The organism is Streptomyces sp. NPDC028331 (assembly GCF_055565775.1).
This window is the reverse complement of record NZ_JBVHTR010000012.1, coordinates 211822-237512: the sequence shown is the minus strand read 5'-3', so window position 1 is coordinate 237512 and position 25691 is coordinate 211822. Positions and strand designations below refer to the sequence as shown.

Annotated in this window: 23 protein-coding genes; 17 read left to right on the top strand and 6 right to left on the bottom strand. The window is 71.4% G+C overall.

The genetic code is table 11. The features are described from left to right. Positions 1-179: 179 nt before the first annotated feature. From ACZ4SW_RS19995 to ACZ4SW_RS19980, 4 genes are all read left to right on the top strand, one after another. Positions 180-1082, top strand: coding sequence for a 2-hydroxy-3-oxopropionate reductase (locus ACZ4SW_RS19995; protein WP_468244935.1), 903 nt, complete (start codon positions 180-182; stop codon positions 1080-1082). Then, positions 1033-1824: a haloacid dehalogenase type II gene (locus ACZ4SW_RS19990; protein WP_468244932.1), complete on the top strand. Its 792-nt coding sequence runs from the start codon at positions 1033-1035 to the stop codon at positions 1822-1824. The genes ACZ4SW_RS19995 and ACZ4SW_RS19990 overlap by 50 nt, the downstream gene beginning before the upstream one ends. A 73-nt stretch (positions 1825-1897) precedes the next feature. Beyond that, complete coding sequence (locus tag ACZ4SW_RS19985) at positions 1898-2074, top strand: helix-turn-helix domain-containing protein (protein ID WP_468244928.1); 177 nt, start codon at positions 1898-1900, stop codon at positions 2072-2074. A 528-nt stretch (positions 2075-2602) separates the two neighbouring features. Further along, positions 2603-3097: a cupin domain-containing protein gene (locus ACZ4SW_RS19980; RefSeq protein ID WP_468244924.1), complete on the top strand. Its 495-nt coding sequence runs from the start codon at positions 2603-2605 to the stop codon at positions 3095-3097. 100 nt (positions 3098-3197) lie between these two features. On the opposite strand, the gene ACZ4SW_RS19975 is transcribed toward ACZ4SW_RS19980, so the two are convergent. Together ACZ4SW_RS19975 and ACZ4SW_RS19970 are read right to left on the bottom strand one after the other, a co-directional pair. After that, positions 3198-3641: a hypothetical protein gene (locus tag ACZ4SW_RS19975; protein WP_468244986.1), complete on the bottom strand. Its 444-nt coding sequence runs from the start codon at positions 3639-3641 to the stop codon at positions 3198-3200. A 479-nt stretch (positions 3642-4120) separates the two neighbouring features. Then, positions 4121-4909: an SDR family oxidoreductase gene (locus ACZ4SW_RS19970; protein WP_468244920.1), complete on the bottom strand. Its 789-nt coding sequence runs from the start codon at positions 4907-4909 to the stop codon at positions 4121-4123. A 190-nt stretch (positions 4910-5099) separates the two neighbouring features. Here ACZ4SW_RS19970 and ACZ4SW_RS19965 point away from each other — a divergent pair, with 190 nt between their 5' ends. The 3 genes from ACZ4SW_RS19965 to ACZ4SW_RS19955 all read left to right on the top strand — a co-directional run bounded on the left by ACZ4SW_RS19965 (position 5100) and on the right by ACZ4SW_RS19955 (position 8629). Continuing rightward, positions 5100-5987: a helix-turn-helix transcriptional regulator gene (locus ACZ4SW_RS19965; RefSeq protein ID WP_468244917.1), complete on the top strand. Its 888-nt coding sequence runs from the start codon at positions 5100-5102 to the stop codon at positions 5985-5987. Between the two features lie 1554 nt (positions 5988-7541). Next, positions 7542-7964, top strand: coding sequence for an aspartate 1-decarboxylase (panD, locus tag ACZ4SW_RS19960; RefSeq protein WP_468244914.1), 423 nt, complete (start codon positions 7542-7544; stop codon positions 7962-7964). Then, entirely contained in the window at positions 7961-8629 is a 669-nt protein-coding gene (locus ACZ4SW_RS19955; protein ID WP_468244912.1) for an aspartate/glutamate racemase family protein, read from the top strand. Before panD ends, ACZ4SW_RS19955 begins: the two co-directional genes overlap by 4 nt. A gap of 887 nt (positions 8630-9516) precedes the next feature. Here ACZ4SW_RS19955 and gndA read toward each other — a convergent pair. Continuing rightward, a complete protein-coding gene (gene gndA, locus ACZ4SW_RS19950) occupies positions 9517-10956 on the bottom strand; it encodes an NADP-dependent phosphogluconate dehydrogenase (protein WP_468244909.1) in 1440 nt (479 codons plus the stop codon). 310 nt (positions 10957-11266) lie between these two features. On the opposite strand from gndA, the gene ACZ4SW_RS19945 reads away from it, so the two are divergent. Continuing rightward, positions 11267-12424 carry a transglycosylase family protein gene (locus ACZ4SW_RS19945; RefSeq protein WP_468244906.1) on the top strand — a complete coding sequence of 386 codons (1158 nt, stop codon included), beginning with the start codon at positions 11267-11269 and terminating at the stop codon, positions 12422-12424. Between the two features lie 39 nt (positions 12425-12463). Here ACZ4SW_RS19945 and ACZ4SW_RS19940 read toward each other — a convergent pair whose 3' ends face one another. Further along, entirely contained in the window at positions 12464-13549 is a 1086-nt protein-coding gene (locus ACZ4SW_RS19940; RefSeq protein ID WP_468244904.1) for a DMT family transporter, read from the bottom strand. Positions 13550-13861: 312 nt separating this feature from the next. Between ACZ4SW_RS19940 and ACZ4SW_RS19935 the strand changes: the two genes are divergently transcribed. The 3 genes from ACZ4SW_RS19935 (at position 13862) to glgC (ending at position 17060) form a co-directional block, all read left to right on the top strand. Next, the gene (locus ACZ4SW_RS19935) at positions 13862-14569 is read left to right on the top strand and encodes a (2Fe-2S)-binding protein (protein WP_468244902.1); all 708 of its coding nucleotides are present in this window, start codon (positions 13862-13864) and stop codon (positions 14567-14569) included. Positions 14570-14643: 74 nt separating this feature from the next. Beyond that, positions 14644-15795 (top strand): glycogen synthase, encoded by a 1152-nt coding sequence (gene glgA, locus ACZ4SW_RS19930; protein ID WP_468244899.1) that lies wholly within the window; start codon positions 14644-14646, stop codon positions 15793-15795. A gap of 44 nt (positions 15796-15839) precedes the next feature. Then, a complete protein-coding gene (gene glgC / locus ACZ4SW_RS19925) occupies positions 15840-17060 on the top strand; it encodes a glucose-1-phosphate adenylyltransferase (RefSeq protein WP_468244896.1) in 1221 nt (406 codons plus the stop codon). A gap of 27 nt (positions 17061-17087) precedes the next feature. Here the strand turns inward: glgC and ACZ4SW_RS19920 are convergent, their stop codons facing one another. Then, entirely contained in the window at positions 17088-17933 is an 846-nt protein-coding gene (locus tag ACZ4SW_RS19920; RefSeq protein WP_468244893.1) for an SDR family oxidoreductase, read from the bottom strand. 104 nt (positions 17934-18037) lie between these two features. Here ACZ4SW_RS19920 and ACZ4SW_RS19915 point away from each other — a divergent pair, with 104 nt between their 5' ends. The 6 genes from ACZ4SW_RS19915 to ACZ4SW_RS19890 all read left to right on the top strand — a co-directional run bounded on the left by ACZ4SW_RS19915 (position 18038) and on the right by ACZ4SW_RS19890 (position 24765). Then, positions 18038-18430: a winged helix-turn-helix transcriptional regulator gene (locus ACZ4SW_RS19915; RefSeq protein ID WP_468244886.1), complete on the top strand. Its 393-nt coding sequence runs from the start codon at positions 18038-18040 to the stop codon at positions 18428-18430. Between the two features lie 78 nt (positions 18431-18508). Continuing rightward, positions 18509-18766: a hypothetical protein gene (locus tag ACZ4SW_RS19910; protein ID WP_468244879.1), complete on the top strand. Its 258-nt coding sequence runs from the start codon at positions 18509-18511 to the stop codon at positions 18764-18766. A gap of 54 nt (positions 18767-18820) precedes the next feature. After that, positions 18821-21151, top strand: a complete 2331-nt coding sequence (locus ACZ4SW_RS19905; protein WP_468244876.1) for a GH92 family glycosyl hydrolase — start codon at positions 18821-18823, stop codon at positions 21149-21151. 144 nt (positions 21152-21295) lie between these two features. Then, entirely contained in the window at positions 21296-22657 is a 1362-nt protein-coding gene (locus tag ACZ4SW_RS19900) for a wax ester/triacylglycerol synthase family O-acyltransferase (RefSeq protein ID WP_468244873.1), read from the top strand. 281 nt (positions 22658-22938) lie between these two features. Next, positions 22939-24429, top strand: a complete 1491-nt coding sequence (locus tag ACZ4SW_RS19895) for an SDR family NAD(P)-dependent oxidoreductase (RefSeq protein WP_468244870.1) — start codon at positions 22939-22941, stop codon at positions 24427-24429. A 99-nt stretch (positions 24430-24528) separates the two neighbouring features. Beyond that, on the top strand, positions 24529-24765 hold the full coding sequence (locus ACZ4SW_RS19890) for a hypothetical protein (protein WP_468244867.1): 237 nt from the start codon (positions 24529-24531) through the stop codon (positions 24763-24765). 35 nt (positions 24766-24800) lie between these two features. Here the strand turns inward: ACZ4SW_RS19890 and ACZ4SW_RS19885 are convergent, their stop codons facing one another. After that, the gene (locus ACZ4SW_RS19885) at positions 24801-25622 is read right to left on the bottom strand and encodes an SDR family oxidoreductase (protein ID WP_468244864.1); all 822 of its coding nucleotides are present in this window, start codon (positions 25620-25622) and stop codon (positions 24801-24803) included. Positions 25623-25691 lie beyond the last annotated feature (69 nt).

The window sequence follows — 25691 nt, the reverse complement described above, 5'->3', positions numbered from 1 at the left end:
AGCCGCCCTCCAGGGAGTCGGCCCGCTACCGGCACGCCCGGCCGACCTTGCCATGCATGATACGGCATCATCGATATCATCCGAGGACTAGGTATATCGTTAGTTGTCACCCCTCTTTCGTTCCACCATCGCGCGGTCATGAGCCGCCATGGAACCCGTGAGGACATGGGAGCAGACACGTGACCACCATTTCCTTCATCGGTCTGGGGACCATGGGCGCACCCATGGCGCGGAACCTTCTGCGCTCTGGGTTCGACGTGGTGGGCTACAACCGGAGTCCTGCTCGGGTCCGGGAATTCGTAGCCGCCGGGGGGCGCGGTGCCCTATCGGTTGCGGAGGCCGTGGCCCACTCTGATGTCGTGATCACGATGCTTCCTGACTCACCCGAGGTGACCTCGGTGTACAACGGCCCCGACGGTGTGATCGCCAACACCAGACCCGGCTCTCTTCTCATCGACATGAGCAGCATCCGTCCTGACGTTGCGCGTTCGGTGGCGAACACGGCCGCAGAGCATGGTCTTCGCTTTGTTGACGCTCCGGTCAGCGGAGGAGAGCAGGGAGCCAAAGACGGCCGTCTAGCCATCATGGTGGGCTCCTCGGAAGCCGATTTCGCCGCCGCGCGGCCAGTGCTCGCTGAGCTCGGGGCGACCATTGTGCACGTCGGCGGCGTCGGCTCGGGCCAGACCGTCAAGGCAGCCAATCAGCTGATTGTCGCCGGCACCATCCAACTGGTGGCTGAAGCCATTACTTTCCTCACCGCCCACGGAGTGGACCTGGAGAAAGCTCTCGACGTGATCGGTGGGGGCTTGGCAGGCAGTTCGGTTCTGCGCAGCAAGGGGCCCACCATGCGTGCCCGGGACTTCACCCCAGGTTTCCGGGTGAGTCTGCACCACAAGGATCTTGGCATCTTCACCGACGCGGCGCGCGAGGCAGGCGTGGTTGCCCCTCTGGCCGCCAACGTCTCGTACCTTATGGGAGCCCTCAAGGCGCAGGGTTCCGGGCACTTGGACCATGGCGCCCTGCTGTTGCTCGTTGAGCAACTATCCGGAATCGATGCACGCGGGGGGTCGACACACGAATGACAGCGGTGATGCACTCATGGTGAAAAGCGCTGCAACCGGTGGCACGCAGATGATGGCCGTATCCACATTGTTGTTCGACGTGTTCGGCACTGTCGTCGACCTTCGTGGATCGCTGAACTCCGCGACACGCTCGGCCTTGTCAGCAAACGACATGGACCCGGAGCGGGCGCAGCCCTTGGTGGAAATGTGGCTCACACAGCTCAACGACTTGATGACGGACGTCCGCTCGAAGCGAGCCGCCTGGAAATCCCACGACGCACTGATGCGCGACGCACTGCACAACGCCGTAAGAGCGCTGGAGATGGAGAACCTTCCGCAGCAGGCCCTGCGGGACCTCGCCTCCGCCAGTCACCGGCTGCCGCCCTGGCCGGATTCACCGCGCTCGCTGAGCAGGCTGGCGGACTCCTTCGCTGTAGTGGCACTGTCGAATGCGAGCTTCTCCGGTCTGACTCGTCTGTCTGCCGCCGGCCGCCTCCGTTGGCACTGCGTCTTGTCGTCGGAGGCAGTGAAAACCTACAAACCCGACCCCGCGGTGTACCGCCACGCGCTAGACATCCTCGGACTGGACCCAGGTACGACGATGATGGTTGCCGCGCATGAATGGGACCTTCGCGCAGCAGCCGAACACGGCATCGCAACGGCCTTCCTGTCACGCCCAGGCGAAGCAGAACCGAGCTCACCAGGCGACTTCAACGTTCAAGCTCGAGATTTGTCGGATCTGGCTGACCAGCTCACAGGGTGACGCTGAAGCTTTCCGTGAATCGTGGACACTCGATCTGTGTGACGCGAGAGCGTAATGAGGCACCGCCTGGCCTTTGCGGGGGGAGACGGCCGAAGCCCTTGGGCTTGCGCAGGCCACATCAAGCTACCGGCTGCGGCGGATCGAGAAGCTGACGGGGCTTTCGCTGACCGATCCCGCCGCCCTCGCCGGCCTCGGCACCGCCCTGCACGCGCTGCGGCTGGTGCCACGGCCGGAGTGCGACGGCCGATGAGCCGACAGCCGCCGGGCCCGCCGCGGATCAGGGCAGGCCGGCGCCGGCGTACCGCCGCCGACGCGCAGCGCTCCCCCGGTCGTGTCCGGGGGCGGGCTGGCGCTGACGTGTACAACCATGCCGGCGTTCTCCTCCGGGCCCGCTCGGCGGCTGGACCGGGGACTGCGGACGGTACTCCCGTATGAGCCCGCGCTGGGCACCGCGTCGCCGTGGCCGCGCGCACCGGTGCGACCGCCGCGCGGGTCTCGCGCCGGGCGGCAGGGCCGTGGCGCCCACCCCTTCGTGCGGCAGTGCGGCGAGGGCGCGTCCGCCCCGGCCTGTGCGAGTTGGGGCGGACACCCTTGAGGCCGTGCTCAGACCAGGTCGAACCGGTCCAGGTTCTGAGGGCCCTGTCGGGGTCGCGGATGCTGATCACCGCAAGGAGCGACAGAAGCCCCTTGGAGACTACGGGGTGGCGGGGACGATGCGGCGTGCCTTTACTCGCTGCGCGTGGTTGCGACACCGTCGGCCTCGGCATACCGTCCACCTATGGTCGACTCTGGTGGTTTTGATGCATTTCATCCTGATCTATCTGGATCTGGGATGTCGGCGCGGCCGGGTATTCGCCATGTCAGGGCTGGTGAGTTGGACAGTGCCACCGCGCAGAGCGGCGGAGGCATGAGGAGATTCGCGGCGATCAGCGGAGAACTCGCAGGTTCTCGTCGCATCTGGATGGGAGAGACCCGTGTTGCCCCGGGGACTTCCTCCAGCGACCACCATCATGGCGAGTCGGAGACGGCGATTTACGTTGTCAGCGGACACCCTGAGTTCGTCTACGCCGAGGAGTCGGGGGGTGAGCCGCGGGAGAAGAGAGTGAAGGCAGGCCCGGGGGACTACGTCTACGTGCCGCCGTACGTCGCGCATCGGGAGGAGAACCCCGATCCGGACGAGGAAGCCGTCGTGGTGATCGCGCGCAGTACCCAGGAGCCGGTCGTGGTGAACCTGCAGTCCCTGTTCGCAGCGGACAGCAAGTCCAGCACGTAAGCCTGAGGCAATGTGCCGTAGGCAGTCTGCTGAGCCGACCATCTCATCGTCATCAAGGCGGGGCCGCCTCGCGGTCCGACGAGCCCCCCGCGGCCACTGCTCAGAGCCAGGAGAGTTCCGGTGCCGCGTGAGTGAGAGCGCTTTCCAGTAGGTGGGCGTTATCGGCGACCCGAGCTGGTCCAGGACGGCCAGCAGCAGGTGTCCACCCCTCGATGCCTCGCCGCTCTGCAGCAGCTTCACCAACTCCTCCGGCTCGGCGGCGTGGGAGCGCCTGAAGCCGGGCTGCGGGGCGGTTCGTAGCCGCTGGTGCGATCGACCGGTCGGATCCACGCCGGCGTGGCGGAGGCTTGGGGGCCAGAAGCGCTCGCGCGGGATGGCGGGCTGTGTGAGCGCTGTGGGAGCGATCGGGAGGTTTGCAGGCCTTCGCGGCAGAACGCGCAGGTGCTGTCGGAGACGGCCCAGGCGCGGCGACACGGTCGCCGCGCTTGGCGGTGGCCACCTCCGAGCCGGAGCCTTCGACGACGCCGAGGAATTCGTGGCCCATAAGGGCCGGACCCCGCTGTGCGGCGTCGACGTCCCCGCCGGCTTGCATGGCTGCCGTGGATCGGCGGCGCTGGAACATGGCGCTGGACGATGGAGACGACGGGGACAGATGGTGGTGAGGCGCACCGTTGGAGGTGTCGACCCCAGTCGGGCCGGTGGTGCCGAGTGGCAGGCCGAGATCGAGGCAGGGGCGGCTGTTCGTGTGCGTCGTGGACGGGCCGCGGCATTGGCACTCGGCACCGCTGCCGCGGACTGCCGCCAGGACGGCCGGGACGGCGGTGAGCCCGGTGTGCGTATCCGTCTTCGGGGTGGATGTGCGTCGGCGGAACGTCCGAGCCGGAGGCGGATGCGTGAACGGCCCGAAACGCAGGTTCCCGCTTTCCGGCCGACGGTCTCATGCCGAACGGCGCCACTCGCGCCCTGTTCGCCTGACTTGGACAGCCGTCGATATCTGTTCCTGAGCCAGCTCGGCCGCCGGTGTCAGCTGGGCTGGGCGGTCGGCATGATGAATACCTGGGGGAGGTTTACCCGCAGGGGCAGGGAGGCGATGAAGCCGACCGTCTGCGCGATGTCGTCCGGAACGAGCCAGTCGATGGTGTCCTTGGACCCTTCCAGCCACTCGCGGGCACCGGTGTCGGTGACGTGGTCCTGGAGTTCCGTGCCCACGATGCCGGGTTCGATCGCGGAGACCCGCACCTTCTTCGGGCCCAGCTCGATGCGGAGGTGCTTGGACAGGTGTGAGACAAACGCCTTGGTGCCGGCGTAGACGGCGAAGGTCGGGTAGAGGTTCTGCGCGGCGCTGGAGGAGGTGTTGATCAGGTCGGCCACGCCGCGCTCCCCGGCGGCCCGTACCAGCTGTGGGGTGAACGCGCCGATGACGTTCATCAGCCCGGAGATGTTCAGGTCGATCTGCTGCTGCCACTGGTCGGCCCGCAGCTCCTCGACGGGTCCGGGCAGCATGACGCCGGCGTTGTTGAAGAGCAGGTCCGCGTCGCCCAGCTCCGTCCGAACGCGGTCGGCCGCGGCCTGCACCGCGGTGGCGTCGGTCACGTCGACGGCCATCGCCACGGCGGTGCCGGCGTTTTTGCCGATGCGGGCGACGAGGTCGTCCAGGCGCTCCGCTCGCCGCGCCAGCACGGCGACCTTCGCGCCCAGCGAGGCCAGGTGCTCGGCCGAGGCCTCGCCGATGCCGCTGGATGCGCCGGTGATGACGGCCACCCGGCCGTCCAGAGGCCTGGCGGTGGCCGTGGCAGAAATCTCGGTGGTCATGGGGTGACACCTTCCGAAACGCGAGTCATACAGAGGCGGGGCCTGGGACGTCCGTCTCGCGGGCCCCTCTCTTCAAGAAGACCATCGCGGGAGCGGTCGGGACGGCCCGGAGGTGACCCTGGCGAGACAGGTACTGGCAGGGCCACCCAGCGTGGGCTGCGCAGCGAGCGGGCGGGTTGAGACTGGGTGTATGGACCGCAGCAGCGAGATAGCAGCCTTCTTGCGCACCCGCCGGGCACGGGTGAGCCCCGAGTCGGCGGGGCTGCCCGCCGATGGGCGCGCCCGGCGCGTTCCCGGCCTGCGCCGCGAGGAGGCCGCCCGCCTGGCGGGAGTGAGCACCGAGTACTACACCCGGCTGGAACAGGGCAGGGCCGCACACCCGTCGCCCGAGGTGCTGGACGCCCTGGCCCGCGCCCTGCGGCTGGACGCCGCCGAGCGAGAGCACCTCACCAACCTCCTCGCCCGACCAGGCGGGCGGCGTGCACCGGTCTCGCCGCAGCGGGTGCGCCAGGGTCTGCACCTGATGCTGCAGACCTTGGACCATGTGCCCGCGTTCGTCATCGGCCGGCGCACCGACGTCCTCGCCTCCAACAGCCTGGCCCGCGCCGTCCTGACCGACTTCGAGGCGCTTCCGGTCCAGCGGCGTAACCTCGCCCGCTACTACCTGCTCGACCCTGAGGCCCGTGAGCGCACCGTCGACTGGGAGCAGATCGCGGCCGAGACCGTGGCCATGCTGCGCCTGGAGGCGGGCCGCTGCCCGCAGGACCGCCGGCTGGCAGACCTGATCGGTGAACTGACTCTCAATTCACCGGAGTTCAGCACATGGTGGAATGACCACCGCGTCCTGCGCCGCAGCCACGGCACGATGCACTACCGGCACCCGCTCGTCGGCGACCTGCACTTCTCCTACGAGTCGTTGCAACCGCCCGGCGACGAAAACCAGACGCTGTGCGTCTACATCCCGGAGCCGGGCTCCGCCACGGCCGAGTCCTTGCGCATCCTCAGCAGCTGGGCCACCGGCGTCGCTCCCGCCGCCCGACCGGCCGGTCCCGGTGGAGCAGATGCTCCCGGGACCTGAACCTGAGCAGATTCGGGCGCGGAGGCTGCCCTCAACGAGGCGCTTAAGGCGTCGTTTCTTATGGTCAGCCGAGCAGTAGGCTTACGGTTCGTCGAAGGCAGTCATGGCGGCTACCGCCCCGGTGCTCGTAGGGCACGTTTTGCGGGACACTCCTGGCGTGGAAGGGACGTTCCGCCTCCGGCGCCAGACAGGTCGATGGGCTCGCTTTGCCGAGGTGACCGTTGAGGTGACTCCTTGCGATGAACCTGCTGTCATGCTCGGGGACGACCCGTTCGGCTGGCGGCGTGCTGTCTACGGTCCTGATGCATGGCCGTGCCCGTACGACGGCGATCTACGGCGGGAGGCAGCAGAAGGCGCCTGGTATGGGGTTGGGGTCGTGGTGGTGTCACAAGCGATCTGCATGAAACCTCGACGCGAGGTCCGGGTCCGCCGCCACCTTCTCCACCCTCGCTGGCCTCAGCCGCGCCGATCTCGTGTCCCGCACCGCACCCGCAGCCGAAGCGGCCGATCTAGACACATGCGTGGACGTCATCGCACCGTTCGCTACCCTCCCGGGCACCTTCGTCGGCTTCGCCAAGCGCTGATTTCGCTGGCCAGGCCCCTGACGGCTTCGCGAGCGCCGACGGGGATGAGTGTGTCCGATTGTCCGCCGGGGCAAGGAGGCTGTTCGATTCGCGGAGGAGGGTTGAGCGGGTGGCGAAGTACGGGAAACGAGGCAGCGGCTAGTGGATTTTCTGCTGCTCCAGCCATTTGAAGATCTCGGCCCTCTTGTACAGGACCTTGGCGTTCCTGCCTCGGCCGAGCTTGTAGCCCTTCAAGCCATGCCTCCCTATAGACCCAGCTTGTCGACATGTTGAGCATCGCAGCGACCTCAGCAGTGTCCATGAGGACCGACTCGATGCTACGGCGCCGGCGTGGCGAGTCGAAATCGGTGTGGGACTCGACGGGGTGTGACTGCGGTTGCGCCGCCAAGATGGCTCCCTAAAGGCTGGTCTGAGCGTGATCGCTGCATAGGCTCGCGCTCTGCTCTGGCTGAATCTCGAACGTTCTTGACACCCGACCTGTGTCACCGCCAAGAGCCACCGGACGAGCTATTCCATGGTCATGAGAATCGCCGGTTTGGCTAACCGGCGATTCGCTGCTATGTTGCCGCGCCCGTTCGGCACTCGGGATCTTAGATAAACCTTGGCTGCCTGCACCTGCGGGGCGGTATGGAGGCGCTCGGGCCAGCTGACCTAGGGCGGTGCGTGGTCCGGGTCCCGGTCCAGCGCCGCTGGCTCTGGCTGCCCTCCAGACCGCCCGAGTGACGGTCATCACGGATGCCCCTGAGAGGGTGCTGCGTAGGCTTGTGCCGTCGTCGCGGTGGGGGACGGGGGAGCGCGCGAAACCCTCGTCCAGTCGCCTGACGGTGTGTCGGGAAAGTCAGCAAGTGGTCAGCATGAGTCCTGAAAAACCCAGGGAAAGCTGCCCGAACATGCGACTCGTTGTAGGGTGTGGAAACAGCCCTTGACCTGCAAAAACGCAGGCAGGGAGCCTACTTGTGGGAGTGCCCCGATGTTGCGTACCATGTTCAAGTCGAAGATCCACCGTGCCACCGTCACCCAGGCCGACCTGCACTACGTGGGATCGGTGACCATCGACGCCGACCTGCTCGACGCCGCCGACCTGCTGCCCGGTGAGCTGGTCCACATCGTCGACATCACCAACGGTGCCCGTCTGGAGACGTACGTCATCGAAGGGGAGCGCGGCTCGGGTGTCATCGGCATCAACGGGGCCGCGGCCCACCTCGTCCACCCCGGCGACCTGGTGATCATCATCAGCTACGCCCAGGTCTCCGACGCCGAGGCACGGACCCTGCGGCCGCGGGTGGTGCACGTGGACGGCCAGAACCGGATCGTGGCCCTGGGCGCGGACCCGTCCGCCCCGGTGCCGGGCTCGGATCAGGAGCGCAGCCCGCAGGCCGTCCCCGCCCGGTGACCCCGTACGCCGGTCCGCTCGCCCTGCTGCACACCTCGCCCGTCCACGTCCCCGTCTTCGACGCCCTGCGGGACGACGCCCACCCGGGGCTCCGCCTGACGCACCACGTGGCGACGGAACTGCTGGACCGCGCCCGCGCGTACGGCCCCGGCGCCGTGGCCGACGACGTCCGGCACCTCCTGCGGGAGGCCGTCGCGGCGGGTGCCCGCGCCGTGCTGTGCACCTGTTCGACCATCGGCGCGGTCGCCGAACGCTCGGACGTCGGTGTGCCGGTGCTGCGCGTGGACCGGCCGATGGCCGCGGCCGCGGTGACCACCGGGCCCCGGATCGTCGTCGTCGCCGCGCTGGAGAGCACCCTTGAGCCGACGGTCGCCCTGGTGCGCGAGGAGGCGGCGGGCCGAGGCCCCGTCGAGCCGCGCACCCTGCTCGTCGACGACGCGTGGGCCCGCTTCGAGGCGGGGGACGCCGACGGCTACGTCCGCCTGATCGCCGGTGCCGCCGACTCGGTCACCGACGCCGACGTGATCGTCCTCGCCCAGGCGTCCATGGCCCCGGCGCGGCACCTGACCAGGACCACCGTCCCGGTCCTGGCGAGCCCGGAACTCGGGCTCGCCGCGGCGGCGGCCGCGGCGACCCGTGACCCGCAGAACGGCTCGCGCGGCTGAAGGACGGGCGACGTGCCCGGCGTTCCCGGTGCGTGCGCCCCCGGCCGCGGCGGTGCGCGCCCCTGAACCGGTGGGGCCCCGGCCGTCCCGCGACGGGGTGACTGCCCGTACGGCGGCCGGGTACCCGGGGGACAAGTCCAGGGCCGACGTACGACTGGCTGGAGGACACCATGACGCATCCGTTCCCCGATCCCGCACAGCCGGGACCACCACCCGGACCGGGACCGACCCCGGGACCGGAGCCGACCCCCGAACCGGGCCCCGCGCCGGGGCCCGAACCCGCGCCACCGGGACCGGAGCCCACGCCCCCGGCACCCGGTCCGACGCCTCCCGGACCGGAGCCGACACCCCCGGCACCCGGTCCGACGCCCCCGGGACCCGAGCCGGTGCCGCCAGGACCGGGCCCCGACCGACCGCACCCCGCTCCGGGGCCGGTGCCCACACCGGAACCGCCCCCGTCACCGATCCCCAAACCACCGGGCCCCGACCCCGTGCCGGAACCCGGTGAACCGGGGCCGCCCCTCTCGTAGGACGGCCGGAACGGCCCACGCGGGGAAAGCACGGTGGCCCGGTGCGCGGACCCGAACCCCACGCACCGGGCCACCGCCGTGCCCGGCCACGGCCGTACGCGGACGCCGCCGTGCCCGGCCACGGCCGTACGCGGACGCCGCCGTGCCCGGCCACCGCCGTACGCGGACGCAGGCGAACCAGCTCCGTGGGGCCGGCGCAGCCCGCAACCCCCGATCCTCGACCAGCCCGACCAGCCCGACCAGCCCGACCAGCCCGACCAGCCCGACCAGCCCGACCAGCCCGACCAGCCCGACCAGCCCGACCAGCCCGACCAGCCGCAGCCCCGGCGCCGATCCGGCGCCGTCCGGCCCCTGCGCCTACGCCTCGACCTCGGACCGGTCCCCGCCCCACAGCGTGTGGAACGACCCCGTACGGTCCGTCCGCCGGTACGTGTGCGCTCCGAAGAAGTCGCGCTGCCCCTGGGTCAGCGCGGCCGGCAACCGCTCCGCGCGCAGGGCGTCGTAGTAGGCGAGGGCCGCGGAGAAGCCCGGCGTCGGCACGCCCTGGCGGGTCGCGGCCACCAGGACCTCCCGCCAGTCGTCCTGCGCCGCCGCGATCTCCTGCGCGAACGTCTCGTCCGACAGCAGGCTCGGCAGGTCCGCCCGGGCGTCGTACGCGGCGCGGATGCGGTCCAGGAACGCCGCGCGGATGATGCAGCCGCCGCGCCAGATGGACGCCACCTCGCCCAGGTCGATGTCCCAGTCGTACTCCGCGCTGCCCGCCGCGATCTCGTGGAAGCCCTGCGTGTACGACACGATCTTCGACGCGTACAGCGCCTGCTCCACCCGGTCGGCGAAGGCCCCAGCCTCGGACTCGCCGAGCGGCGACGCCTTCGGCCCGGCCAGGCCCCGCGACGCCTCGCGCAGTGCCGTGTGCCCGGACAGCGAGCGGGCGAAGACCGCCTCCGCGATGCCCGACACCGGCACGCCGAGGTCCAGCGCGATCTGCACCGTCCAGCGGCCCGTGCCCTTCTGCTCCGCCTGGTCCAGGACCACGTCCACGAACGGCTTGCCCGTCGCCGCGTCCACGTGGGAGAGCACCTCGGCCGTGATCTCGATCAGGTACGAGTCCAGGCGGCCCGTGTTCCAGGTGCGGAAGATGTCCGCGATCTCGGCGGGGGAGTAGCCGGCGACGTCGCGCAGTAGCTGGTACGCCTCGCCGATCAGCTGCATGTCGGCGTACTCGATGCCGTTGTGGACCATCTTCACGAAGTGACCGGCGCCGTCGGGGCCGACGTGGGTCACGCACGGCGCGCCGTCCTTCGCCTTGGCGGAGATCTTCTCCAGCATCGGGCCCAGGGACTCGTACGACTCGGGCGAGCCGCCCGGCATGATGCTCGGCCCGTGCAGCGCGCCCTCCTCGCCGCCGGAGATGCCGGTGCCGACGAAGTGGATGCCCCGCTCCCGCAACTCCTTCTCACGGCGGCGGGTGTCCGCGAAGTGCGCGTTGCCGCCGTCGATGATCATGTCACCGGGCTCGAGGAGGGGCGCGAACTCCTCGATCACGGCGTCCGTCGGCCCGCCGGCCTTCACCATGACGATCAGACGCCGGGGCCGCTCCAGCGCCGCGACGAACTCCTCCGCGGACTCGGTCGGCACGAAGTCGCCCTCGTGCCCGAACTCCTTCACCAGCTCATGGGTCCGTGAGACGGTCCGGTTGTGCAGGGCGACCGTATAGCCGTTGCGCGCGAAGTTGCGGGCGAGGTTGCGGCCCATGACCGCGAGACCCGTGACGCCGATCTGGGCTGAAGTGCTCATAACCGTTGGCTCCTAAAGGTCCTGGAATCGGCGGTGCCGGTTCGGTCCTGAAGACATCGACAATTCTGGTTCCGGTCGTGGTCGTCAGTATTGCCCGGTGACCATCCTGACGCGCCGGTACACCCGCCGCACATCCGGAATCTTCCGTCCAGGACCAGGCGCCACGCGTATCGAAGGTTCCCCGCGGGCCGCCGTAACCAGGCGCGATTCCCGGCCAGTTGGCGTGCCGGAGCGGCCGATTCCCCGTCTTGTCATGGCCTGTTCGCGGCGTTTACTTTTTCCCCTCCTGACGCATGTCGAGGGGGCTTCCATGGCCGTACGCGGCCGGCACCGCCGGTATCAGCCGACAAGGATCAACCGTGCCTCGCTCACCGTCACGGCGAGCGGCGCCGGCATGGCGCTTCCGCTCATCGGCACCGGCGTCGCGCACGCCGCCGACGTGGACACCTGGAGCAAGGTCGCCGCCTGCGAGTCCAGCGGCGACTGGGGCATCAACACGGGCAACGGCTACTACGGGGGACTGCAGTTCACCCAGTCCACCTGGGAGGCCTACGGAGGCACGGCGTACGCGCGGCGCGCGGATCTGGCCACCAGGGACCAGCAGATCGCCGTGGCCGAGAAGGTGCTCAAGGGGCAGGGGCCCGGCGCCTGGCCGGTGTGCTCCGTACCCGCCGGTCTCACTCGGGGCGGCCCCGGCCCCGACACCTCGGGGGCCGCCCCGCACACCGCCCAGCGGTCCGTGCGCGACGTGAAGCCGCAGACCACGCCCCAGTCACGGGCGGGCACCACCGAGATGTACACCGTGGTGCAGGGCGACACGCTGTCCGGCATCGCCGACTCGCACCACGTCCAGGGAGGTTGGGAGCGGCTCTACGCGGCCAACCGGACGACGGTCGGCGCGGACCCGGACCTCATCCTGCCCGGCCAGCGGCTGAACCTGCGGGCCACGGCGCCCAGGGCCCCGGCGCACCCGGAGACGACACCGGAGCGGACCCACAAGAAGCCCGAGCGGACCCACCAGCAGGCCCCCCGCAAGACGTCCTCGCACCACAGCGCCACCACCCGCTCCATGGTCGCCCCGGTGAACGCCGCGACGGGCACGCCCTACCACGCCGCGGGGTCGGCGTGGTCGAAGGGCTATCACACCGGCGTCGACTTCCCCGTGCCGACCGGCACGTCCGTGCGGGCGGTCGAGGCCGGGCAGGTGGTCGACGCCGGCTGGGGCGGTGCCTACGGGTACCAGGTGGTCATCCGGCACCCCGACGGCCGTTACACGCAGTACGCCCATCTGTCGGCGATCTCCGTCAGGGACGGGCAGAGCGTGGCGGCCGGCCAGCGCATCGGCCGTTCGGGCTCCACCGGCAACACCACGGGCCCGCATCTGCACTTCGAGGTGCGGACGGGGCCCGGGTTCGGCAGCGACATCGATCCGGTCGCCTATCTCCGCGCGGGTGGTGTCACGGTCTGACACCGGCCGCTCCGGTGCCGGCCGACGGCGACGGACCGGTCAGGACCCGGCCCCGGCGCGATGCCGGTCCAGGACGGGCGCCGGAATGAACACCCCGGCGTGCAGGGGGTCGTACGGGCACGACGGCCCGCCGTACGCGGTGGGGTCCCAGTCCTCGTACGTCTTCCCGGCCCCGTCCTGTTCGCCCGGGACGCGCTGCCGCGCGGACACCGGGAGCTCCGGGGCCGGCCGTTCCGCCGGCCGCGGCTCGGCCACGGGCTCCGTGACGGCCTCGGCGGGCGCCGCCGGCTGCCGGTCGCCGTCGATGCGTTCCGTCGTCAGCAGGATCAGTCCGCCGGCGGCCACGACACCGCAGCCCAGGGCGAGCACGGTGCCGGCGGTGCCGTGGCGGAAGGATTCGCCGAACAAGGTGATGCCCACCGCGGCGGCCGCCACCGGATTGACGACGGTCAGCGTGGCGAGGGGTGCCGCGAGGCCCGCGTCCCGGTAGGAGGCCTGCGACACCAGCAGACCGGCCGTCGCGAAGACGCCTATGGCCGCCAGGCTCGGCAGGTCCGCGCGGGAGACACCGCCGGTCCAGTCCACGGCGACCGTCTTGGTGAACACCGACGACATGCCGAACGCGACACCGGACGCCACCGCCAACAGCACACTGCGCACCGCCGGGTGCCGGCGCGTCGCCCGCCCCGCGACCATCAGCGCCGCCACGCCACCGGCCGTGACCAGGGCCAGCGCCGTCCGCTGGGCCTGGCCGAGGGAGTGCGTGTCGGAGGCACCGACCAGGGACAGCAGGCCCGCGAGGCCCACGGTCGCCATGACGGCGCCGCGCCAGGCGGTCGCCCCGGCCCCGCGGCCCACGCACAGGGCCGCCATCGGCAGTGCGAACACGATGGTCAGCGCGCCCAGCGGCTGGACCAGGCTCAGGGGGCCGTAGGCGAGCGCCGCCACGTGCAGCAGCCCGCCGAGACCGTTCAGCACGACCGCCGCCCACCAGGCCGGCCTGCGCAGCGGCGCGTAGGACCGGTCGGGCGCGGACACGGCGACCTGCTCCTGCACGATCGCCCCGCCGGCGTACGCGACGGCGGAGACGAGCGACAGGAGCACGGACAACGCGAGGCCGCTCATCGGCGACTCCTTCGCGAGGGGCCGGGGCGGGCGGCCCGGCGCGGCGAACGGTCTTCTTCCATGGTCAACACGATGCCGCCCGAGGCTCTTCCCGTCGTCGTCCCTGAGCACGCATTGGGTCATACTGCCGATGGAGTACGAGGGCGTCTCCCTCCTCCCCAAGAGGGGTGCCGGGGAGCGAAGTCCCCTGGATCGGAGCCCGGAGCCCGGAGCCCGGAGCCCGGAGCCCGGAGCCAGGAACCCGGAACCCGGAGCCAGGAACCCGGAGCCAGGAACCCGGGCCCCTGGGCGTTCTTGGTAGGACTGACCTTCGTGGACCTCGACCCCGATCTCTCGGCGCTCGGCGCGCTCGGCGGCTTCTTCGTGCTGCGCACCGGGGCGCCGCCGCGCGGTCCCCTGCCCACGCTCGCGCAGGCGTACGCGCCCGGGTCGTCCGAAGGCGGGCCGGATCCCCTCGCCTTGCGCATCCGCAAGGTCGCCGACAGCCTGCGGACGCCGGAACTCCGGGTCGCCGCCTCCCTCGCCCACCAGGGTCTGGCGGCCCGGCTCTGGTCCGTCGCGCTCGGCTGCGCGGTGCTCTACGGGAGGGTGCCCGACCTCGATCCCCGGTTGCTGCACTGGGACCCGGAGGGCGGTGTGCCGGACGACCTGTGGCTGAGCGAGGTGCGCCCGCTGCCCGTGGCCTCGCTCGGCCCGGCCGTACGCGATGGACACCTCGTGCCCCTTGCCGCCGCCCTCGGCGACCGCCACCGCGTCTCCGAGCGACTGTTGTGGGGCAACGCGGGCTCCGCGCTCGCCGGCGGTGTCCGCATGCTCGACCGGTGGGCACGGGAGGCCGGCCGTACGGACGTGGCGGAGCGGGCCCGCTCGCTCGCCGCGGGACTGTTCGCGCAGCCCGGCCTGTCCGGCACCCTGGATCCCGCCACCGGCCGCCGCCGGAGCTGCTGCCTCTACTACCGGCTGCCCGCGGGCGGACTGTGCGGCGACTGCTGCTTCGACCGCCCGCCGCGGCGCGCGTGAACACGGGTGGTCTTCCGCAACGGCCGCATCTGGGTGACCATGTGGGAACGAACCGCTGAGACAGGGGGTACCGGGTGCGTGTGGGACTGCTGACCCGGGAGTACCCGCCGGACGTGTACGGCGGTGCGGGCGTCCATGTCGAGTTCCTCGCCCGGGAGTTGCGCTCCCTCGTCGACCTGGACGTGCACTGCTGGGGCGAGGGAGGAGCGGGTGGCGTCATACGCCACCGGCCGTGGACCGGCCTGGACTCGGCCAACGACGCGCTGCGCACCTTCTCCGTGGACCTGGCCATGGCCTCCGCGCTCCAGGGCCGCGAGCTGGTCCACTCGCACACCTGGTACGCCAACCTCGCCGGCCACCTCGCCAAGCTGCTCTACGGCGTCCCGCACGTGATGACCGCGCACTCGCTGGAACCGCTGCGCCCCTGGAAGGCCGAGCAGCTCGGCGGCGGGTACGCCCTGTCCAGTTGGGCGGAGCGCACCGCGATCGAGGCCGCGGACGCCGTGATCGCCGTCTCCGGCGCCATGCGCGACGACATCCTGGCCTGCTACCCGGCCCTCGACCCGGCGCGGGTGCACGTCGTGCACAACGGCATCGACACCACCCTGTACCGGCCGGACCCCGGCACGGACGTCCTCGACCGCATCGGCCTCGACCCGGACCGCCCCTACGTCCTGTTCGTCGGGCGGATCACCCGCCAGAAGGGCGTGCCCCATCTGCTGCGCGCGGTGCGGCACATCGACCCGGCGGCCCAGGTCGTCCTGTGCGCGGGCGCGCCGGACACCCCCGAGATCGACCGCGAGTTCCGCGACCTGTTCGAGGAGCTGAGCAGGGGCCGCCAAGGCGTGCACTGGATCCCCAAGATGCTGCCGCGTCCGGAAGTGATCCAGCTCCTGACCCACGCCACCGTGTTCGTCTGCCCGTCGGTGTACGAGCCGCTCGGCATCGTCAACCTGGAGGCCATGGCCTGCGGCACCGCCGTGGTGGCCTCGCGTACCGGCGGCATCCCGGAGGTCGTGGACGACGGCCGCACCGGCCTGCTGGTCGACGTGGACGACGGCTTCGAGGAGCATCTCGCGCGGGCCCTCGACGCCGTCCTCGCCGACCCGGTGGCCGCGCGGCGGATGGGCGAGGCCGGAAGGCGGCGGGCGGCGGAGGAGTTCGGCTGGGACGCGGTGGCCCGGCGCACGGTCCGACTGTACGAGGATGTCCTCGGGCAGGGGTAGTAATCAGCAAAGTGCAGCACAAGCGGGCGTAGAGGGGCGGCGGCATGCGGCGCGGTGGACCTTCGGTGCTGGGAATCGTACTGGCCGGCGGGGAGGGGAAGCGGCTGATGCCGCTGACCGCCGACCGCGCGAAACCGGCCGTGACCTTCGGCGGGACCTACCGCCTCGTGGACTTCGTCCTGTCGAACCTCGTCAACGGCGACATCCTGCGCATCTGCGTGCTCACGCAGTACAAGTCGCACTCGCTGGACCGGCACATCACCACGACCTGGCGGATGTCCAGCCTGCTGGGCAACTACGTCACCCCGGTCCCGGCCCAGCAGCGGCTCGGCCCGCGGTGGTACCTGGGCAGCGCGGACGCGATCCTGCAGTCGCTGAACCTGATCCACGACGAACAGCCGGAGTACGTCGCGGTGTTCGGCGCCGACCACGTCTACCGCATGGACCCGCGGCAGATGCTCGCACAGCACATCGAGGGCGGCGCCGGTGTGACGGTCGCGGGCATACGGGTGCCGCGTGCGGAGTCCTCCTCCTTCGGCGTGATCACGCCCGGCACGGACGGCCAGACGGTCGAGCGTTTCCTGGAGAAGCCCGCCGATCCCCCCGGTCTGCCGGGTGAGCCCGACACGATCTTCGCCTCCATGGGCAACTACATCTTCACCACCAAGGTGCTGATCGAGGCGTTGCAGCGGGACGCCGAGGACCAGAACTCGGTGCACGACATGGGCGGTTCGATCCTGCCCCAGCTCACCGAGCGCGGCGAGGCCCAGCTCTACGACTTCAGCACCAACCACGTGCCCGGGGAGACCAGCCGCGACCGGGGCTACTGGCGGGACGTGGGCACCCTGGACGCCTACTACGAGGCGCACATGGACCTGATCGCGGAGCGCCCGGCCTTCAACCTGTACAACCGCAACTGGCCCATCTACACGCACTCCTACCAGCTCTCGCCGGCCCGCTTCAACGCGGGCGGCATCGCCAGCGAGTCGATCATCAGCGCCGGGTGCCTGGTCCGGGGACAGGTGACGCGCTCGGTTCTGTCGCCGGGTGTCGTGGTGGACCCGGGCGCCGTGGTCCAGGGTTCGGTCCTGCACGACAACGTCCACGTCGGCCGGGGCGCGATCGTCCGCGGCGCGGTCCTCGACAAGAACGTGGAGGTGCCCCCGGGCGCGACGATCGGTGTCAACCCGGGACGGGACGCGGAGCTGTACACGATGTCGAAGGGCGGAGTGATCGCGCTGGGGAAGGGACAGCGGGTGTCGTAGCGGCCGGGACCGCCACCGGCCCGCCGCTCAGCGGAAGGCGGCGACGTGCTCCCGGGCCCAGTCGGCGAAGGGGCGGGCCGGGCGGCCCAGGACGCGCTGGACGTCGGGGCTGACGCGCTGCTCGGCGGGTGTCGGCTCGCCCAGGATGGCCAGCGTGGTCTCGACGACGGGCGCGGGCATGAACCGCGCCATCTCCGCGCGGGCCTCGTCACCGGTCTGCTCGATGAACCGTACGGGTTCGCCGAGCGCGTCCCCGATCGCCTGCGCCCGTTGCCGGGGAGTGGTGAGGGCCGGTCCGGTCAACTCGTGGATGAGGCCCTGGTGACCGTCCTCGCGCAGCGCCGCCGCGGCGACCTCGGCGATGTCGCCGGGGTCGACGGTCGGCAGTCCGACATCGCCGAACGGCGCTGCGACGGTTCGCCGGGCACGGATCGCCTCGGCCCAGGCGTAGGCGTTGGAGTGGAAGCCGCCGGGCCGAAGGATCGTCCACGGCAGGCCCGACTCCCGTACGGCGTCCTCGATGGCGCGCGCGACGCCCCCGTGCGAGCCCGACTCGGGCCTGGTCACGACCCCTTGGGAAGAGAGCAGCACCACCCGTTCGACACCGCCGGCCTTGGCGGCGTCCAGGATGTCCCGCGGGCTCAGCAGGTGCGCGCTGGGGCCGCCGTTCTGGAGGAAGAGCGCGTCGGCGCCGTCGAACACGGGCCGGAGGCTCTCGGGGTCGGTCAGGTCCGCCGTCCGCCGCCGCACGCCCTCCGGCATGTCGGCCTCCGAGATCCCACGCGACGTCGCGGTCACCTGCTCGCCGTCGGCCACGAGGATCTGCACGAGCGCCCGGCCGACGTTGCCGGTCGCTCCCGTCACTACGAACATGGTCAACTCCCTGTTTTTCCACGGTGATTGCCGATACACAGGGACGCTAACACCGTCGGTATAGTAGGTACCTACAGGAAAGTGGCTATCCCAAAGGGGTGCGCATGGCCGGTGAAGCGACCTGGGCGGCGTCGGCCGCGACCGATCCCGAACTCGCCTGCCCCATCGCCCCGGTCGTCGACATCGTGTTCAGCCGTTGGACGACCCCCCTCCTGTGGACCCTCCACACCCACGGCCGTCAGCGCTTCGTCGAACTCCAGCGGCGCATCGACAGGATCACGCCCAAGGTGCTGACCCAGCGGCTGAGGCAACTGGAGCGCGACGGGCTGATCGTGCGCACGTACCACCCGGAGGTCCCCCCACGGGTCGAGTACGAGATCAGCGAACTCGGTCGCAGTCTCGCGCCGCTCTTCGCGCACCTCGCGGAATGGTCCGCCGAGCACCTGGACGAGGTCGAACGGGCCCGGAACGACTACGACACCGGTTCGGCCCGGTAGCACCATCGGGCGGCACGGGCGGGTGAACGGCCGCCGTTCGGGAAGAACCTCGGCGCGCACATCCTCGTTCCCCATCCCGTGAAGTCGCAGCTCTCCGGCATCGAGCGGCACGAGGACCGTATGGGGTACCGCCGCACCTTCAGCGTGCCCGCCGGCCGGCCGATCGGCGCCGGGCAGGCGGCTCCGGCTCACCCACGACTCGTGGATGTCGACCGCGGTCTGCTCACCCGCTCCCGCAGGGTTCTCGAGCCGGACCCCGCGCGTCTGCGGGTCGCGCACCAGGCGCTGATCCGCGACGCGTCACGGAACGACCCCACCGGTTACCCGGGAAACTGACGCCCCGCCACCACCATGTGCTCGACGACATCGATCCTCCGGAGGTCTTCCGAGATGAGACGCACCCGGCGCCTGCGCCTCGCCGCCGCGAGCACGGTGGTGGCCGCGACGCTGTGCCTCCCACCGGCCGCGCATGCCGCCGAGCCGCGCGACGGCGGGCTCACCGGTCTGGTCAACCCGTTCATCGGCACGCAGGACGAGGGCAACACCTTCCCCGGCGCCGCCGTGCCCTTCGGCATGGTGCAGTTCTCCCCGGACACCGGCCACAACACCGGCTACGACCACACCCAGAACCGGATCCGCGGCTTCTCCCTGGTGCACCTCTCCGGCGTCGGCTGCGCCATCGGAGGAGACCTGCCGGTGCTGCCGACGACGGGTGACGTGACCGAGACGGACTACGCCAAGTACGCGGCCACGTTCAGCCACGCGAACGAGCAGGCGAGCCCCGGCTACTACCGGGTCGGCCTCGACAGCGGCATCGACGCGGAACTGACGGCGTCCCAGCGCGCCGCCGTGCAGCGCTACACCTTCCCGGCCACCGACAAGGCGAACGTGCTGCTCAACGCGGGCCAGGCGCTGCACAAGAACGTGTCCTCCAAGGTGGAGATCCTCGACGACCGCACCGTGCGCACCGAGATCACGGGCAGCGGCTTCTGCCGCTCCACCCGGCCGTACACGGTCTACACGGTCACCCGCTTCAACCGGCCGTTCACCGCACACGGGACCTGGTACCAGGACTCGATCACCCCGGGGGCGACGAAGTCGTCGGGGCCCGGGCGCAACGGCGCGTACGTCACGTTCGACACCAGGAAGGACCGCACGGTGGAGGCGACCACCGCGCTGTCGTACGTCGACGCCCATGGCGCCGACGTCAACCTCGGTGCCACGAACGGCCGTTCGTTCGACGCGGTGCGGGAGGCCGCCCGACGGGCCTGGGAGGACCGACTCGACGACGTGCGGGTCCAGGGCGGCGACGCCACCCTGCGCACCACCTTCTACTCCTCGCTGTACCGGTCGCTCCTGGCGCCGAACATCGGCAGCGACGCCGACGGCCGCTACACCGGCTGGGACCAGAAGGTCCACCGCGCGCAGGGCTTCACGTACTACCAGAACTGGTCGCTGTGGGACACCTACCGCACCCAGTCCCAACTGCTGTCCCTGCTCGCGCCGCGCGAGGCGCGCGACATGGCGGTCTCCCTGCTCAAGGTCGACGAGGAGGGCGGCTGGCTGCCCAAGTGGGGCTACGGACCGGTCGAGACGAACATCATGAGCGGCGACCCCGTCACCCCGTACCTCACCCATGCCTACCACCAGGGACTGCTCACGGGGTACGAGGAGCGGGCCTACCGCGCGCTGAAGAAGAACGCCGACGGCGTGCCGCCCGCCGACACCATGTACACGGGCCGCGAGGCGAACCGCGAGTACATCGGCCACGGCTTCGCGCCCTACATCAAGAGCCGCCCCTACGCCAAGCCCGGCGACTCCGACTACCACCACGGCGGGTCGGTGACGCTGGAGTACGCGCTGGCCGACGCCATGCTCGCGCAGATGGCGCGCGACCTGGGGCATCCGGCGGACGCCGCCCGCTACGCCGCCCGGTCGCAGAACTACCGCACCCTCTTGGACCCCTCGACCGGCTTCTTCCGCGCCCGGGACGCCTCCGGAGCCTTCGCCGGACCGGCCGACCCCGCCCGGAGCGAGGGGTTCCACGAGGGCACCGCCTGGCAGTACCAGTGGCTCGTGCCGCAGGACCTGCCCGGCATGGTCGGCCTCATCGGCGGCCGGAAGGCGGCCAACGACCGGCTCGACGCCTTCTTCGCCTACGGCGAGCTGCTGCGGGACCCGGCGAGGACCGCGCGCGAGGTGTGGGTGCACGGGCCGTACGCCTACTACAACGCGGACCGGTACAACCCGCAGAACGAGCCGGACCTGATCGCCCCGTACACGTATCTGTCGACCGGTCAGCCGTGGAAGACCACGGACGTGGTCCACGCGGCGCTGACCCTCTTCACCGACGGGCCGACCGGGGTGACCGGCAACGACGACCTCGGCACCATGTCCGCCTGGAACGTGCTGTCGTCCATCGGCCTCTTCCCCGTGCAGCCCGGCTATCCCACCTGGGGCCTGACCACCCCGGTGTTCGACCGGGTCGACCTGGCCCTCGACCGGGCGTACTACCCGCGCGGAGGGCTGAGCATCACCGCACCCGGCACCTCGCGAAGCGACCGGTACATCGAGAAGGTGCGCATCGACGGAACGGCGTACGAACGCACGTACGTCACGACGGACGCGTTGCGCCGTCTGGGCACGCTGGAGTTCACGGTCGGCGCGCGGCCGTCCGGGTGGGGCACGGCGCCCCAGGCCGCGCCGCCCCCGCTGAAATGACTTCTTCCGCCACATAAGTCCCGCCTCTCTCGGCGAGGCGGGACTTAATCCGCTGTTAACTGTACGTAGCCTGATCGTACTTGACCGTAATCGTCTGTCGGAGGTTGACTCGTGCTTCCCTCATCGTCGACGCGAGGCAAGCCATTGACTTCTGACCTGCTCGCACCACTCGACCTGGCGTTCTGGAACATCGAGTCCGCCCGGCACCCCATGCACCTCGGTGCCCTCGGCGTGTTCTCGTGCCAGTCGCCGACCGCGGGCGCCCATGCCGCGGATCTGCTCGCGGCCCGCGCCGCCGCCGTGCCGGGCCTGCGCATGCGCATCCGCGACGTCTGGCTGCCGGACGTCCGCCTGCCGCGCGGCCTGGCCGCCGCGCGCCTGCCGCTCGCCCTGGGCGGCGCGGCCCGGGAAGCGGACCCCGACTTCGACCCCCTGCGCCATGTGCGGCTGCACGCGCCCACCGCCGACTTCCACGCCGAGGCCGGGCGGCTGATGGAGCGCTCGCTGGAACGCGGCCGACCGCCGTGGGAGGCGCACGTGCTGCCGGGGGAGTCCGGAACCTCCTTCGCCGTGCTCTTCAAGTTCCACCACGCGCTCGCCGACGGGCTGCGCGCGCTCACCCTGGCGGCCGCCGTCCTGGACCCGATGGACATGCCCGAACCCCGGCCGCGCCCGCCCGAGCCCGTCCGCGGCATCCTGCCCGATGTGCGCAGGCTCCCGGGACTGCTGCGCGGCACGCTCGCCGACGTGGGGCGCGCCCTGGACATCGGCGCCTCCGTCGCCGTGTCCACCCTGGGCACGCGCTCGTCGTCCGCGCTGATCTCCCAGCCCAGCGGCACCCGCCGCACGGCCGGCGTGTCCATCGACCTCGACGATGTGCACCGCATCCGCAAGTCGGCGGGCGGCACCGTCAACGACGTGCTGATCGCGGTCGTCGCGGGCGCCCTGCGGCGCTGGCTGGACGAGCGCGGCGACGGCAGCGCGGGCGTCGAACCCCGGGCTCTGATCCCGGTCTCCAAGCGCCGGCCGCGCACCGCGCACCCACAGGGCAACCGGCTCTCCGGCTACCTGATACGGCTCCCGGTCGCCGACCCGGACCCGCTGGAGCGGCTGCGGACGGTCCGTACGGCCATGGACCGCAACAAGGACGCCGGACCCAACCGGGGCGCGGGCGCCGTCGCGCTGCTCGCCGACCATGTGCCCGCCCTGGGCCACCGGCTGGGCGGACCGCTGGTCAGCCAGGCCGCGCGGCTCTGGTTCGACATCCTGGTCACCAGCGTCCCGCTGCCCAGCCTCGGCCTGAGGCTCGGCGGCAACCCGCTGGCCGAGGTCTACCCGCTCGCTCCCCTGGCCCGCGGCCAGTCCCTGGCGGTGGCGATCTCGACGTACCGCGGCCGCGTCCACTACGGACTGGTCGCCGACGGCCGGGCGGTACCCGACCTGGAGCGCCTGGCCCGGGCGGTCCCGGACGAGATGGAGACCCTGCTGGCGGCCTGCCGCATCTGAAGGGGGCGGCGCGTGCTCCCGGTGCCCTGAGCGGTGCCGGGAGCACGCCTCATCCGCGGTGGTGAGCGGCGGATCTCGGTGCGTCCCGGGGTGCCCCTGCGCACAGACCTCGGGGCGCTCGGCGGCGAGGTCGCACGCCGACTGCGAGGGTCCGGGCCACCTCGCCCGCCCGGACGTGATCACCGCGGGTTTGGTGACCCGCCCCCGCCCTCCGTAAAATTCCGCGTTCGAAAGCGAGCGCGGTCGGAGCGCTGCGCGGGTGAGTGAGGAACGGCAGCGCGATGACCTTGACAGAGGACGCCCCCGTGGGCGGCGGCTCGGCGGCCCCGGACGAGGTGGCGTACGGCCCCGGCATCGATCCGGAGCGCCTGGCCGTCTGCCTCAGTGTGCTGGAGGAACTGGACAAGCTGGACGTCGACCATCCCGACGCGGTCAAGGTGCGCCGCGCGACCTCCCACATCTACCGCACGGTCAAGCAGCGCCGCCGCCAGGAGCGCCGGGCCGCCAAGACCGCCCATGACAAGGCCGTCACCGAGGCCACCGCCACGGGGTCCGCGCAGCGCATCGACGACGAGACCGAGGGCATCCTGCCGTCGTCGCGGACCGGGGAGGGCCAGATCGCCGGGATACTCCGGCGCCCCCGCTCCTGCTACGTCTGCAAGACCCGCTACGTCGAGGTCGACTACTTCTACCACCAGCTCTGCCCGCGGTGCGCCGACGAGAACCGGGCCCGCCGCGACGCCCGCGCCGACCTCACCGGCAAGCGCGCCCTGCTCACCGGTGGCCGCGCCAAGATCGGCATGTACATCGCGCTGCGCCTGCTGCGCGACGGCGCCCACACCACGATCACCACGCGCTTCCCGAACGACGCGATCCGCCGCTTCAAGGCCCAGCCCGACAGCGACGAGTGGATCCACCGGCTGAAGATCGTCGGCATCGACCTGCGCGACCCGGCCCAGGTGGTGGCGCTCGCCGACTCGGTCGCCGCCGAGGGACCGCTGGACATCCTGATCAACAACGCGGCGCAGACCGTGCGCCGCTCCCCGGGCGCCTACAGCGAACTGGTCGCCGCCGAGTCCGCTCCGCTCCCGGCGGGCGAGCTGCCGGCCGCGGAGGTCATCGGCACGTTCGGCTCCGGGGCCGTGGCCGCGCTGCCCGTCGCCGGTGGCGGCGCGCTGACCGCGCAGGACGTCACCGACCTCGCGCTGGTCTCGGGCTCGGCGTCCCTGGAGCGCATCGCGGCCGGTACGGCCATCGACGCCGGCGGCCTCGTCCCCGACCTGCACGACACCAACAGCTGGGTGCAGACGGTGGAGGAGGTCACGCCCGTCGAACTGCTGGAGGTCCAGCTCTGCAACTCGACGGCGCCCTTCATCCTGATCAGCCGCCTGCGCCCGGCGATGGCGGCGTCCAGGGCCCGTCGCACCTACATCGTGAACGTCTCCGCCATGGAGGGCGTCTTCAACCGCGGCTACAAGGGCGCGGGCCATCCGCACACCAACATGGCCAAGGCCGCCCTGAACATGCTCACCCGCACCAGCGCCCAGGAGATGTTCGAGAAGGACCGCATCCTGATGACGGCCGTCGACACCGGCTGGATCACCGACGAGCGCCCGCACCCGGACAAGGTGCGCCTGGCGGACGCGGGCTTCCACGCTCCGCTCGACCTCGTGGACGGCGCGGCCCGGGTATACGATCCGATTGTGCGCGGCGAGCAGGGCGAGGACCTGTACGGCGTCTTCCTGAAGGACTACGCGCCGGGGAAGTGGTGAGCCCGGAAGCGGCCCGGAGGCGGTGACGCGGCGCCCTCGGTGCGTCATGCGGCGCCGGCCGGAAACTCGTCCTGGACGAGCACCGCGCTAGGAGGTCCCGTGTCCAGTCCACATGAGATCGATCCCCGCGCCGCAGGCGACCCCCGCAACGTCTACCCGAGCGACGAACAGTTCTACATGTCCGATCGCCCGCCGGACTGCGTCCTGCCGGAGGACCGCCCGCGCGGCGGAGGCGGTACGCCGCCTCCGCTGAAGCACCGGGGAACCTGGGCCACGGTCGGCCTGATCGTGTGCATCGTGCTGGTGATCGCGGCCGGGATCGCGCTGTTCCCGTGAGCGACCGTGGCGACCGGGACGGGTGGGCGGCACCGTCACGACAGGGGCGGCGCCGATGACCGCAGCCGGTCGTGAACGGCGTACGCCCCGGAGGCCGAGGCCCCCGGGGCGTACGCCGCCCTGACCCGGGTGCCGCCGTCGACCAGCAGGTCGGCGCCGGTGACCCAGCTCGCCGCGTCCGAGGCGAGCCACACCACGGCCCGCGCCACGTCCTCGGGCTCGCCGATGCGGCCGAGCGGAAGCCCTGCCGCGACCGCGTCCTCGTCGCCCTCCCAGACGAAGCGGGCCATCTCCGTGCGGACCAGTCCGGGCGAGACCGAGTTGACCCGCACCCCGGGCGCCAGCTCGCCCGCCAGTTGCCGGGTCAGGTGCAGCAGGGCGGCCTTGCTGGTGCCGTACGCGCCCACGTGGGGTCCCACATGGGCGGCACCCTCGGTGCAGACGGTGACCACCGAGCCGCCGTGCTCCCTCATCCAGGCCCGCCAGGCGCACTGCACGAGCCGCAGCGGCGCCTCCACGTTCACGGCGAACGCCTCCCGCCAGCGGTCGGGGTCGGCGTCCATCAGCGGACCGTGGGGCTGGTTGGTCGCGGCGTTGTTGACCACGACGTCGATGCGCCCCCACGCGCGCAGGGCCAGCTCGGTGACCTCCCGCAGGTGGGCCGGATCGGCGACGCTGCCCGCGAGCCCCACGCCGCCGAGTTCCCGTGCGGTCCGCCGGACCGCGTCCGGGTCCCGCGCGGTCACGCACACCCGCGCTCCGGCACGCACGAGCGCCCCGGCGACGGCTCTCCCGATGCCCCGCGTGCCACCGGTGACGATGGCCACCCTGCCCTCGAGCCCGTACGGCGACGTCATCGACGTACCGTCTCATGACGGACCGTCAGAGACCAGCCCGCGGCCGCTGCCACGCGGGGGCGGCCGTAC

Coding starts and splice junctions, on each gene's coding strand:
- ACZ4SW_RS19915 (WP_468244886.1), top strand. CDS start 18,038: ATGGCCGGTGAAGCGACCTGGGCGGCGTCGGCCGCGACCGATCCCGAA.
- ACZ4SW_RS19970 (WP_468244920.1), bottom strand. CDS start 4,909: ATGACCACCGAGATTTCTGCCACGGCCACCGCCAGGCCTCTGGACGGC.
- glgC (WP_468244896.1), top strand. CDS start 15,840: ATGCGGCGCGGTGGACCTTCGGTGCTGGGAATCGTACTGGCCGGCGGG.
- ACZ4SW_RS19980 (WP_468244924.1), top strand. CDS start 2,603: ATGGTCGACTCTGGTGGTTTTGATGCATTTCATCCTGATCTATCTGGA.
- ACZ4SW_RS19905 (WP_468244876.1), top strand. CDS start 18,821: ATGAGACGCACCCGGCGCCTGCGCCTCGCCGCCGCGAGCACGGTGGTG.
- ACZ4SW_RS19895 (WP_468244870.1), top strand. CDS start 22,939: ATGACCTTGACAGAGGACGCCCCCGTGGGCGGCGGCTCGGCGGCCCCG.
- ACZ4SW_RS19975 (WP_468244986.1), bottom strand. CDS start 3,641: ATGGGCCACGAATTCCTCGGCGTCGTCGAAGGCTCCGGCTCGGAGGTG.
- ACZ4SW_RS19965 (WP_468244917.1), top strand. CDS start 5,100: ATGGACCGCAGCAGCGAGATAGCAGCCTTCTTGCGCACCCGCCGGGCA.
- ACZ4SW_RS19945 (WP_468244906.1), top strand. CDS start 11,267: ATGGCCGTACGCGGCCGGCACCGCCGGTATCAGCCGACAAGGATCAAC.
- gndA (WP_468244909.1), bottom strand. CDS start 10,956: ATGAGCACTTCAGCCCAGATCGGCGTCACGGGTCTCGCGGTCATGGGC.
- panD (WP_468244914.1), top strand. CDS start 7,542: ATGTTGCGTACCATGTTCAAGTCGAAGATCCACCGTGCCACCGTCACC.
- ACZ4SW_RS19885 (WP_468244864.1), bottom strand. CDS start 25,622: ATGACGTCGCCGTACGGGCTCGAGGGCAGGGTGGCCATCGTCACCGGT.
- ACZ4SW_RS19940 (WP_468244904.1), bottom strand. CDS start 13,549: ATGAGCGGCCTCGCGTTGTCCGTGCTCCTGTCGCTCGTCTCCGCCGTC.
- ACZ4SW_RS19920 (WP_468244893.1), bottom strand. CDS start 17,933: ATGTTCGTAGTGACGGGAGCGACCGGCAACGTCGGCCGGGCGCTCGTG.